Source organism: Streptomyces sp. NBC_00328 (genome assembly GCF_036139655.1).
Lineage (GTDB): Bacteria > Actinomycetota > Actinomycetes > Streptomycetales > Streptomycetaceae > Streptomyces.
Window position 1 is genome coordinate 668,166 of record NZ_CP108013.1, and the last position, 10,920, is coordinate 679,085.

Here is a 10,920-nt window from a genome sequence, read left to right on the forward strand (position 1 = left end):
AACGATTCGCGCAGGGGCCGCTACGAGGTCCGCGTCGGAGATGCGGCGCCCACTCATCGGACGGACCGTTGATATATGACACATCCACTCGTACCCCCAGGCGAGACCCCTCCCGTCGAGGGCTGCATCGCCGAAGCGCATCAGGAACAGCCCGACGGCGGGATATGGGAACACCCTTACGTCTGGCTCAGCTTCATTGTCGTGGGCTCGGTGATCGTCGCCGGATACTTCGTGGCCCGGATCAGCGGGTACTGAGCCGGCCACCCTGGTTCCGGGCCGCAGCGGAGGCCTCCGCGGAGACCGCGCGGTCCACGGTCCGGAGCAAGCCCTGCCCCCGCCCCGGACGGAGCGCGAACGCACGGCGACGTACCGACGGCCAGGCGGAGACGATCCACCCCGGTGTCTTCGAACGGCGCCCGCGCAAGCGGAGGATGAGGACACGGAAGGCAAGGACCGGCGGAACGCTTGAAGCTGGCATACGCGTTGAGAGGTGGCAGACCGGTACCGGGCGCGGACGGGGATGTCAGAGCCCTGTGACAGGGTGAGTCCCGGACGGAGGATTCGTCCGGGACGGATCCCGAAGACCCAGGGAGCAGTACGTGACCAGCCCCGATACCGCCCCGCCCGGGCAGCGTACGACGCGGCGACGCTCGGACCTCGGCACGATCAAGGCCTGGTGGCGGGAGCTCGAGGGGGACGGGTTTTTCGTGCTGCCGCCGCCGAACCGGGCCCGCTACACCCAGTCCGACGGCCATGGTGACGCGGCGGAACTCCTCGAGGCGAGGGGGTTCAGCGGCCCCGCCTCCTTCGCGTACTGGCACTGGCAGTCCCACCGGCATGCCTTCGACCGCTCCGGCTCCCTGACGGGCGAGCTGCTGTTGCACTGGGGCGGCGATCACGCCGCCGTCGCCGCCGGCCTCGGCGAGGGGCCGACCGGTTTCCGGGTCGTCGACGGCGGGCCGAAGAGCGCCTTCCGGCTGGACCGGATCACCCCCCGGGACGAGGCGGGCCTGCCCGACCCCGGAGACCCCGACGGCGTGCGCCAGTTCCTCGCGGTGCTCGACGAGCCGGTGGACCGCAGCGGTCCCTCCCTCCGGTACCGGCCGCTGTCACCGGCCGAGGCCGCGTGGCTCCACGAACGGCTGCGCGACCCCCTGGACCTCTCCGCCGCGACGCGGTTCGTGGTCTCGCTGGAGCGGCGGGAGGAACTCACACCCGACGAGACGGATCGGCTGCTGACCGCCTGGCGGCTGGAGCGTGAAGGGCCGCCGACGGAGTGGCGTGCCTGGCGGGAACTGCTCCACGCGCTGCTGCGCCACGGCCGTGCGGAGGCGTGGGAGCTGGTCGCCGACCTCGGCGCCGGAGCGTCCGGTGTCCTGCGGCAGGTGCCGTCCGAGCGGGGCTTGGCCGTGGTGCGGGAGTGCTCGCTCGCGGGCGACCGCGCTTCGGTCCACTCCTGGCTGGCGCTGCACCGGTCACTCCGTGAGCCCGACGCGGTACGGGCCGCGGCCGGCCTCGCGGCCGAACTCGCCGTGTCCGTCGCCCCGGAGACTTCGCTGCGCGGGTTGTACGACGCGCTGATCGGGGCCGTCACGGCCGACTGGCGCCGGGAGACTGGGGCGGACCACCGCGCCGGCCTGTCCTACGCGGCGCTCGCGGCGGTCCGCTTCGGCACCGATGAACGGCTGCCCCACGCCCTGCGCGTCCTCGCGGCGGGCGCAGCCCGTGACCAGGTGGATCTCGTACGGGAGGAGGCGCTCCGGCCCGGCGGTTCCGTGCTCGTCGGCACGGACACCTCCGAGGTGCTGGCCGCCCTGGCGCGCTACGAGGCCGTCCGGGACGGGCTTCTGTCCGGCACCGGCACCGATCTCACCGCCTCCGAGGGGGCGCTGAGCCGCGTGTGGCACCGGTACCGGACGCTCACCGACACCGATGTGCGCTGGTTGCGGGAGCGGGTGGCCGACCCGGCCACCGGTCTGCAGGGACTCGGCTTCTGCCTCGAACTCCTCCTCGCCCACGGCAGGGCCACGGAGGCCGATGTCGAGGCGCTGCTGCCGCGTCGGCTCAAGGACCTCACCAGGACGTACCGGACCACGTACACCGAGTGGCGCCATCCGCTCGTCACCTTGACCTGCCTCGCCCTCGACCTGGACCATCCGGCCGCGGGAAAGCTGGTCACCTGGTGGAACGGAGCCCGGCCGGTGTGGAAGGACAAGGTGCGGCTCCTCACCCGCCTCGGCGCCCCCGACGAGGCCAAGGCCGCCGAGCTGTGGGACTTCGTCACCTCACCCTCCCACGACGTGGGCCAGCTGATGACCTGGGTCCTGGTCCGGGCCCGCCTCGACGGGGAGCATCCGCTGCTCGTGGCCGACCGGCTGCTCGGCACCCCGGGCGTCAACGGTCACGTCCTGCGCCGGGTGCTGATCGGTGTGGCCGACCCCGAACAGCCGCTGTGGCACTACTCCATCAGCCCTCACAGCCGGAGCTGGTGGCAGCGAGCCATGGACGTCGCCGACCACCCCGGCCTGTCGCCGGAGGCCCGCGCCATCGGACTGCAAGCCGCCCGCGAGCACTTCCTGATCCGCAACCCGGACCAGCTGAACCCGAAGCCGACCCAGGCCGAACGCGCGGCGGCCCAGGCCTGGTTCGACCGTCACACCGTCGGCCAGGGCGAGGCCACGCCGTTGCGTTGACGGACTCCTGCCCGGGGGCGGCGGCCGCGAGCAGGAACAGGGCCGTGCGGCCGAGGCGCAGAGTGGTGGGGCCGTCGTCCTGGCCGCGGCGCTTATCGGATTCCGCGTCCTCGTTCACCCGGTCGTTCGTTCCGTTGTGTGGGACATCGCGGCCCACTCCGCCGTCCGCACCCTCGCACGGCAGGACGCCCCGTGACGACGCTGGCGTTCAGTCCGGACGGCGGCACGGTCGCGATCGGGAGCCGGGACCGTACCGCACCGGCACTCCTCTTCGACGTACGGGACGGACACCTCGCGACCGCCCTCGGTGCCACGGCCGGCTGGGTCACCTCGGTGGCGTTCAGCCCGGACGGCACGCTCCTGGCCACCGCCCCCCTGGGACAGGGCCGCCAGGATCATCCCCGTACCCCGGCAATGGGCCGACGAACTGTGCCGCAGGGCGGGCCGCAACCTCACGCACCAGGAATGGAAACGACACGCCGGAGACACGCCCTACAGGCGCCTGTGCCCGCAGTACCCGCCCGGCCGCACCCGCACCCGGTGACCGCTCCGGGGTCAGCGGGCGGGCGGGGTGAACTCGGGCTGGTCCAGCAGGCGCAGCCAGCTTCCGTCGGGCTGGCGGCGGACGACCTGCGCCCGGGCGCCCGCCCCGTCCTTCGGCGGGGTCGAGGTGAGAGCGATGTCGCCGCTGACCAGCGTCGGCAGGGGCGGTTCCGGCTCGAAGCGGGGAGCGGCGGCCAGCACCTTCTCCCACAGCGCGCGGATCGCCTCCCGCCCGACCGTCAGCTCGCCGGGCGGGAAGGCCATCACCGCGTCCTCTTCGTAGAGCGCGGCGACCCCGGCGGCGTCACCGGCGTTGGACCGCTCGACGAACAAGCGGGTGATGTCCTCGGGTCGCACGGCCTTCTCGTACTCCGGCATGGGTTCCTCCTGGGGCTGGGCTCCGGCACTTCCCAGCGTGGTCGTCCGCCTTCCAGAAGTCCAACAGATGGATCTTCTGCGAACTAGAATCAGCAGTCATGGACCTGAGGCAGCTGGAGTACTTCGTCGCGGTCGCCGAGGAGCGGAACTTCACCCGCGCCGCCGAGCGGGTGCACATCAGCCAGTCCGGCGTCAGCGCCCAGATCCGGCAGCTCGAACGGGAACTCGGTGCCGAGTTGTTCGACCGGTCGGCCCGCACCGTGACCCTCACCGTCGCGGGGGTCGCGGCACTGGACCACGCCCGTGCCGCACTCGCCGCGGCCGGGGCGGTCGGTCAGGCGGTGGGCGAGGTGACCGGCCTGGTCCGGGGCCGGCTCACCGTCGGGATGGTCATCGGCTGCACCCTCGCCCCGCTGTTCGACGCCCTCGCCGCGTTCCACGCGGCACATCCCGGTGTGGAGATCTCGTTGCTGGAGGACGGCTCCGACAGGCTCGTCGACGGAGTGCGTGACGGCACCGTCGACCTGGCGCTCGTCGGCGCCGCGAACGCCGCCCCCGACGGGCTGGACTCGCTGACCGTCATCAGTGAACGGCTCACCGCGGCGGTCCCGGCCGGACACCCCTTGGAGAGGCGACGGCGCGTCGCCCTGCGCGACCTGATGCCTTACCCGATCGTGTGCATGCCGCCGGGCACCGGCCTGCGCGCGGTGTTCGACCAGGCTTGCGCCGCACAGAACCTCCGGCCCACGATCGCGCTGCAAGCCAGCGCCGCGGACGCCATCGCCGGCCTCGCCGCCCGCGGGCTCGGCGTCGCCGTCCTCAGCGCCTCGATGGCCGAGAACCACAGCGACCGGCTCGTGGGCCGCACGATCGCCGATGTCCGGGCGCCGGCGTTGCTCGCCCTGATCTGGAAAAACGCGCACAATCCGCCGATCCGCGAGTTGGTGATGCGCTGCCGGAAGGCGTTCACGGGCTTTCCCGGACCCTCATGACCCGCGGTGAACGGGCGTGAGGCCCGGACGCCGGACGGGCAGCCAGGCCCCCTGGGCGCGCAAAACCCGGTAGCGCGCGTTCGTCCGCGCTTCAGGAGGCCCCCGCCGTACCGTCGCCCTGGCCGTGGACGCTCTGGGCACCGGCCTGTTGCGCCCCCTTCTGCTCCGGTACAGGGTGACGGTGTCGAAGCTGTCGGCACACCCGTGCCCGCTTCCAGCTCTCCACGGGGTTCGGCCTCGCCGTCTCCCCCGCGGCCATCACCGCGCTCGCGCCCCGCGGTCCCGCCGCCCTCCGGGGCGGTCTCTCCGCCGCGACGCTCCTCGCTGCCGGTGCCGGTGCCGTGGTCACCGAGAAGGACCCGCTGAAGCCGCCGTCGACCAGCGTCTCCGCCGCGAGCGGGGGCTCCGTCGCGGCCGCGCGCCCGCGAACGCGCCCCCGATCAAGGACTGCTCCGAGTGGATCCCATGAGTGGTGGGCCTCTGGCCACGCGTCCAGGCTGGCCCACGTGGTGCCCGACCGCAGCAGGCGGTGGCGGGCGGAGCCCTGCGCCGGCGTCGCGGCATCGGCGTGGCCGGGGACGTCGGAGAAACGGGATCGCATGAGGGAACAGGGCATCAGAACGGGCTGTCCGCCCACCGTTGGCGGGGCGGGCGGCGAGCTCCGGAACAGCGGAGACGGCGGCAGCAGCTGGAACGGCGGGAGCGGGGCCGGCGGTCGCGGTGTCCGTCTCAAGGGCGACGTCCATCGCGGCGGCTCCGGGGCCGAACCGGTGCGGACACCGTACCGGTCCACGCGGCGGCGCTCCCGGCACGCACGCACCAGGCTGGCTGTCGTCACGGCGGGCGTGGCCCTCCTCGGTGTCCTGGCCCCGACACCTGGCCACGCCGTGCCAGCGTCCGAGAGCGGACCGCGGCCCGGGGCCCCCGCACGATTCGTACCCGGCCCCTGCCCTGAGACGCCCGAGCCGGTCCCGGGACGGTGCGGGTTCCTGGAGGTTCCCGAGAACCGCGCCCGTCCCGGCGGGCGGACGGTCCGGCTGGCCGTCGCGATCATCCCGGCCGTCTCGGCGAAGCCGTCCGCGGATCCGGTCGTGTTCATGGCCGGCGGTCCCGGGGGTGACGCGTTCGACGACATGCAGTTCGTGATCGGCGCGGGCGTGAACCAGGACCGCGATCTGATCGTCATGACCCAGCGCGGGACGCTCTACGCGCAGCCGAACCTCGCCTGCCCGGAGATCGACCGCTTCTACGCGGAGTCCGTCGGGCTGCGCTACGACGCGGCATCGACCGGACGGCGCCTGGTGCGCGCGACCAAACAGTGCCGGGACCGCCTCGCGGGCGAAGGCGTCGACCTGAGCGCCTACAACACCACCGAGAACGCCGCCGACTTCGACGACCTGCGCAAGGCGCTCGGGATCCGCCGGTGGAACGTCTACGGATACTCCTACGGCACCGACCTCGGGCTCACCTACCTCCGCCGCCACCCTCAGGGCATCCGTTCGGTGGCGATCGACTCGGTGGCACCTCCCCGGATCGTCAGTCTGCCGTGGACCTGGGACAGCGCCCAGGAAGGCATCAACACGATCTTCGCCGCCTGCGCGGCCCAGCCGGCGTGCAGGAACCGCTACCCGAACCTCTCGCGCACGTTGAGCCAGCAGGTCCGGCGGCTCGAGGCACACCCTCTGACGGTGACGGCACAGCCTCCGGCGGGAGGTGCGCCGGTCAAGATCGTCCTCGACGGGGGCGCGCTCGTCAATCTGCTCGTCGCCAACGCCGTCCCGGCAGTCGACGTACCCGCGGCGCTCGACGAACTCGCCCACGGCGATCCGGAGCGCTTCGCCCGGGCCCGCGCCGCCGGCGCCACACCCGTCATCGGCGAGTTCGCGCACGGGCTCACACAGTCCGTGGCCTGCAGCGAGTGGGTGCCGGGCTATTCGCAGGCCGACCTGCTCGCGGCCGGCCGCCGGGCCTTCCCCGGGTGGCCCGACTCGGTGCTGGCCCAGGCACCCCAGCTGCCCTTCCAGCACGAGGCGTGCCGCGTCTGGAACGTCCCGGACCGCACGCCGGTCCAGCGGGTGACGACCGTCAGCAACGTGCCGGCGCTCGTGCTCTCAGGAACGTTCGACGCCAAGACGGGGGCCCGCTGGGGCGCGTACGCGGCCCGCACCCTGTACCGCTCGACCACCGTGCGGATTCCCGGAATCGGCCACTGGGTGGTCCCCCAGTCGCCGTGCGCGGCGAGCGTCCTGACCTCGTTCCTCACGCGTCCCACCCCGCCCGACACCCGCTGTGTCGCGGGCCTGACGCCGAAACCGTTCACCATCGTCCCCGCTCTGGAGAAGTCATGATGTCCATCCGTCCGCCCCGGCGTCCCAGCACCGCGCGACGGCTCCCCGCCGCGCTGGCGGGGGCCACGGCCGGCCTCCTGGTCGCCGGTCTCGCCGCCTCCCCCGCCGAGGCCGAGCCCGGGACCACGACGACTCCGGGCACGGTCGCCCGGACGGCCGGCCACTCCCGCTTCGTACCGGGCCCCTGTCCACGGACCGCGGACCCCGTCCCCGCTCTGGCCGGGGCGAACTGCGGCACGCTCACCGTGCCCGAGAACCGCTCCCGCCCCCGGGGGCGGAAGATCACCCTCTCCGTCGCCATCGTGCTGGCCGCCACCCGCAGACACGCGTCCGACCCGATCGTGTGGCTGGCCGGCGGTCCCGGCGACGACGCCGTCTCCGAGGCCCAACTGGCGGTCGACGGCGGCCTGAACCACGACCGGGACGTCATCTTCATGTCCCAGCGCGGGACCTACTCCGCCGACCCGGTGCTCACCTGTCCGAACATCGACGAGTTCAACGCCCGTGCCGTCGGACTGGTCTACGACGCCCCCTCCACCGGACGTCTGCACGTCCAGGCGACGCGGGCCTGCCGCGACCAACTGGTGCGGCGCACCAAGGACCTCGGCGCCTACAACACCACCGAGAGCGCCGCCGACTACGCCGACCTGCGCGTCGCCCTGGGCATCGGACTCTGGAACGTGTTCGGCATCTCGTACGGCACCGACCTGGCCCTGACGTACATGCGCACGCACCCGCAGGGCGTCCGGTCCGTCGGCATCGACGGCGTGCTGCCGCCCTCCCTGGCCGGGGGCGCGGTGACCTGGAAGGCCGCGCGCGAGGGCTTCGACGGCCTGTTCGCGGCCTGCGCGCAGCAGCCCGCGTGCAACCAGCGCTATCCCCATCTGTCGAGGACCTTCCAGGGCCTGGTGAGCAAGCTCGAAGCCCATCCGGTCACCACCCACGTCACCGTCCCCGGACAGCCCGGACCGGTGAAGGTCGTCATCGACGGCGGCACGCTGGTGACCTGGCTGACCTCCGCGACCCACCTGGCGCCCGGAGTGCCCCGCTCCATCGACGAGTTGGCGCACGGCAACCCGCAGCGCATCGCCGAGCAGTGGGCCGGGGGCAAGCTCAGCCCGCAGGCCGTCGGCCGGGTCGCGCACGGGCTCGCCTACGGAGTCTTCTGCGGCGAGTGGACACCGTACGAGACCCAGGCCGAGGTGATCCGGGCGGGCCGGCGCGTGTTCCCCACGTTCCCCCGCTCCGTCCTCGCCAACGCGCCGCAGCTCGCCTTCCTCCACGACGACTGCCGCGCCTGGAACGTCCCCGCACAACCGCGTGCCGTCCGCAGCGTCGTACGCAGTGACATCCCCACCCTGGTCATGTCGGCCGGCTTCGACGCGCAGACCGCGCCGAGCAACGGGCCCTACGTGGCGCGCACGCTGAGCCGCTCCACCACTGTCAAGGTCCCGTACGTCGCCCACGTCGCGTTCGCCGAATCACCCTGCGCGCAGACGATCACCCGGTCGTTCTTCGACACGCCGACGGCACCGGACAAGTCCTGCCTCGCGGGTCTTCAGCCCCCGCGGTTCGAGATCGCGCCGTAGAGCGCTACCCATCGGATCCGGGGAGACCGGGGCGGGCGAGCAGCCGAGGACGCGGCGCTCGCCCGCCCCTTCTCGGCGTCCGAGCCCGCGGCTCCGGGGCACTGCAGCACGGCGGGCCCGGACCCCGGCAAAGGGGTCCGGGCCCGCCGTGCGAACACTCAGCGGCACTCTCGGCCGACGGTCCGGCAGTCAGCCGCACCGGTTGGTGTGGTTGAAGTCCAGGACCACACGCTCCGGACTGTGCAGCTTGAACACCTTGTACGCGGGCTTGGTCTGGAACGCGGTTCCGAAGGAGACGACCCCTTCGAAGTCCCCGGTCAGGGCCAGACCCTTCAGCTTGTACAACGGGATCTTCACCAGTCGGGGGCCCTTGTACACAGACTTGCCCGCGTTGTCGTGAGCGACCGCGGGGGACAGCCTGATCGACAGGAAGTAGTTGCCCGCGAGCGGGACCTTCTTACCTGAAGGGTCGTAGCGGAGTGTGCTGACCCGGCTCACGGCGACGGACGGGGTGCCACCCTGGACGTCTATGACGAGCCGGTCGTAGGTGCAGTGCCCGGCCCACCGGGCGTTGACGATGCGCGCGGGGGACGAAGGCGTCGCGGCTGCCTTCGGCTGGGTGACCGCGGAGGCAGGGATCGTGGCGCCGACGGCGGTGAGAACAACGCCGGCGACTACGGCTGCGCGGGATGGGTGGTGATGCATGACGCCCCCAGTTGCTCCTGGTGAAGGGGACAGACTATTTCACTAGGGAAGACATGCTCGGGGTACGAATGGTTGCACTGCCGGAGACTTGTTGTGTCACGTTCGCGCCAGTGGCCGGATCAAGCCTCCCCGGCGGCCGCGTGCAAGGCCGCGAGCACGGCCCTGGCGAGGCGGGCACCCCACAGGGAGCGGGGCCCTGCGAACGCGTTCCCCTCCTCCCCGGGCCCGGGTGCGCGCCTCGCACGCCCAGGCCCCTGAGGAATCTGAGCGGCGACGACGCCGGGGAGCTGAGCGGCTACTGGGCCAAGCTGTCCGCCGGCGGCAAGGTGGCGGTCGCCCTGGAGAAGCAGATGTGGGGCGACACCTTCGGCATGTGCACGGACCGGTTCGGCATCGAGTGGATGGTCAACATCGCCGGGGCTCCCGCGGCCTGATCCGTTCCGGCCCCGCCAGGATGCCCGGCGCGGCGGTCGCGCCCCGTCGAGCACCCTGGGCCCCTCATCCGGAGTGAAGGATCCGGAAGCGACCGGGTTCCGCCCGTACGCGCTCGACGACCTGGACCGGTGCCCATGACCACTGCCAGACGCTGATGCCCGGAACCCGGGAGAACCTGATCCGCCCGCGGGTCCCCTCGACGTCGACGCCCGGCCAGGCCCCGGCGATGCGTGCCCGGTCCGCGCCCTGGGATCGCAGCACGTCGGCGAGGACGGTGACCGTGTCGTAGCCCTCGAAGGCGACGAAGGAGGGCGCCTGGCCCAGCCGCTCACGCAGGGCCGTTTCGACGCGCGCGCCGAGGGGGCTCAGGCGCTCCGGAAGGTAGCGCAGGAACGGGACGGCGGCGCCGTCGTCGCCGGCCGACGTGAACCATTCGGCGAACTCCGGCTGCCCGGCCGGAGCACCGATCGTGATCCCGGGCAGGCGCCGGTCGCGGCGGACCGACGCGACGATCGACACCGCGGGTTCCGGATGGCCGACCAGGAGAAGCAGCGCCGTCGCGCGACGGCGGACGAGTTCGTCGCACACGGCCGCGGGCGTCAGTGCGCGCATGTCGAGTTCGAGGACGGAACCACCGCGTGCGGCGAAGTGGTTCCGCAGGATGCCGGTCCCGGAGGCCCAGTAGACACTCGGTTCGGTCGCCACGGCGATACGGGTGTGGCCCGCGCCGAGGAGAAAGTCCGCGTAGATCGTCCAGCCGTGGGACTGCGCCGGGGCGAGGCGCGCGACCCAGGGCGTCGGCCGCTCGGTCAGCGTGTCGAGCACAGCCGACGAGCAGAGGAACGGCACACCGAGTGCGTCGGCCCTGGCGGCAGCGGCCCGGGCGACGACGCTGTGGTACTCCCCCGCCAGGGCGGCCACGCCCAGCCCGGCCAGTTCGTCCACGGCCGCCGCGGCCTTCTGCGGATCGGCCGCGGTGTCGCGGACCAGCAGTTCGAGGGGTCTCCCGGCCATGCCGCCGGTGTCATTGACTTCGTGAACGGCCAGCTCGAGTCCGGTGAGCAGGTGCCGGCCCGCCTCGGCCCAGCCGGGCCGGGTCAGCGGTACGAGAGCACCGATCCGGACGGATGATCCGTCGGTCGGCGTCTCCGCGGACGGCGACACGGGCGGCGATGGTGGCGTCTTCATGCGTCGGTGTCCCCCGTGAACCTGTGCGGCACTTCATCGGCGTCAGGGC

9 protein-coding genes and 2 pseudogenes are annotated in these 10,920 nt (G+C 72.7%); 8 read left to right on the forward strand and 3 right to left on the reverse strand.

Annotated features, from left to right (window positions below):
* Positions 1-75 precede the first annotated feature (75 nt).
* From OG485_RS02765 to OG485_RS02775, 3 genes and pseudogenes are all read left to right on the forward strand, one after another.
* Entirely contained in the window at positions 76-255 is a 180-nt protein-coding gene (locus tag OG485_RS02765) for a DUF6480 family protein (RefSeq protein ID WP_328664091.1), read from the forward strand.
* Positions 256-599: 344 nt separating this feature from the next.
* Positions 600-2,693: a hypothetical protein gene (locus tag OG485_RS02770; protein WP_328664093.1), complete on the forward strand. Its 2,094-nt coding sequence runs from the start codon at positions 600-602 to the stop codon at positions 2,691-2,693.
* A gap of 192 nt (positions 2,694-2,885) precedes the next feature.
* Positions 2,886-3,065, forward strand: a pseudogene (locus OG485_RS02775) (WD40 repeat domain-containing protein); the annotation flags it as partial.
* A gap of 183 nt (positions 3,066-3,248) precedes the next feature.
* On the opposite strand, the gene OG485_RS02780 reads toward OG485_RS02775, so the two are convergent.
* Complete coding sequence (locus OG485_RS02780; protein WP_328664095.1) at positions 3,249-3,614, reverse strand: YybH family protein; 366 nt, start codon at positions 3,612-3,614, stop codon at positions 3,249-3,251.
* A gap of 98 nt (positions 3,615-3,712) precedes the next feature.
* Between OG485_RS02780 and OG485_RS02785 the strand changes: the two genes are divergently transcribed.
* The 4 genes and pseudogenes from OG485_RS02785 to OG485_RS02800 all read left to right on the forward strand — a co-directional run bounded on the left by OG485_RS02785 (position 3,713) and on the right by OG485_RS02800 (position 8,543).
* Positions 3,713-4,606 carry a LysR family transcriptional regulator gene (locus OG485_RS02785; RefSeq protein WP_328664098.1) on the forward strand — a complete coding sequence of 298 codons (894 nt, stop codon included), beginning with the start codon at positions 3,713-3,715 and terminating at the stop codon, positions 4,604-4,606.
* Between the two features lie 206 nt (positions 4,607-4,812).
* Positions 4,813-4,965 (forward strand): annotated as a pseudogene (locus OG485_RS02790) (MFS transporter); the annotation flags it as partial.
* A 240-nt stretch (positions 4,966-5,205) separates the two neighbouring features.
* Entirely contained in the window at positions 5,206-6,954 is a 1,749-nt protein-coding gene (locus tag OG485_RS02795; protein WP_328664099.1) for an alpha/beta fold hydrolase, read from the forward strand.
* Positions 6,951-8,543, forward strand: a complete 1,593-nt coding sequence (locus tag OG485_RS02800; RefSeq protein ID WP_328664101.1) for an alpha/beta fold hydrolase — start codon at positions 6,951-6,953, stop codon at positions 8,541-8,543. The genes OG485_RS02795 and OG485_RS02800 overlap by 4 nt, the downstream gene beginning before the upstream one ends.
* A gap of 189 nt (positions 8,544-8,732) precedes the next feature.
* Here the strand turns inward: OG485_RS02800 and OG485_RS02805 are convergent, their stop codons facing one another.
* Positions 8,733-9,248: an AMIN-like domain-containing (lipo)protein gene (locus tag OG485_RS02805; protein WP_328664102.1), complete on the reverse strand. Its 516-nt coding sequence runs from the start codon at positions 9,246-9,248 to the stop codon at positions 8,733-8,735.
* Between the two features lie 110 nt (positions 9,249-9,358).
* On the opposite strand from OG485_RS02805, the gene OG485_RS02810 reads away from it, so the two are divergent.
* A complete protein-coding gene (locus OG485_RS02810) occupies positions 9,359-9,682 on the forward strand; it encodes a VOC family protein (protein ID WP_328664104.1) in 324 nt (107 codons plus the stop codon).
* Positions 9,683-9,746: 64 nt separating this feature from the next.
* Here OG485_RS02810 and OG485_RS02815 read toward each other — a convergent pair whose 3' ends face one another.
* Positions 9,747-10,871, reverse strand: a complete 1,125-nt coding sequence (locus OG485_RS02815) for an ABC transporter substrate-binding protein (protein ID WP_328664106.1) — start codon at positions 10,869-10,871, stop codon at positions 9,747-9,749.
* Positions 10,872-10,920: the final 49 nt, after the last annotated feature.

Coding starts and splice junctions, on each gene's coding strand:
- OG485_RS02765 (WP_328664091.1), top strand. CDS start 76: ATGACACATCCACTCGTACCCCCAGGCGAGACCCCTCCCGTCGAGGGC.
- OG485_RS02800 (WP_328664101.1), top strand. CDS start 6,951: ATGATGTCCATCCGTCCGCCCCGGCGTCCCAGCACCGCGCGACGGCTC.
- OG485_RS02795 (WP_328664099.1), top strand. CDS start 5,206: ATGAGGGAACAGGGCATCAGAACGGGCTGTCCGCCCACCGTTGGCGGG.
- OG485_RS02785 (WP_328664098.1), top strand. CDS start 3,713: ATGGACCTGAGGCAGCTGGAGTACTTCGTCGCGGTCGCCGAGGAGCGG.
- OG485_RS02780 (WP_328664095.1), bottom strand. CDS start 3,614: ATGCCGGAGTACGAGAAGGCCGTGCGACCCGAGGACATCACCCGCTTG.
- OG485_RS02805 (WP_328664102.1), bottom strand. CDS start 9,248: ATGCATCACCACCCATCCCGCGCAGCCGTAGTCGCCGGCGTTGTTCTC.
- OG485_RS02815 (WP_328664106.1), bottom strand. CDS start 10,871: ATGAAGACGCCACCATCGCCGCCCGTGTCGCCGTCCGCGGAGACGCCG.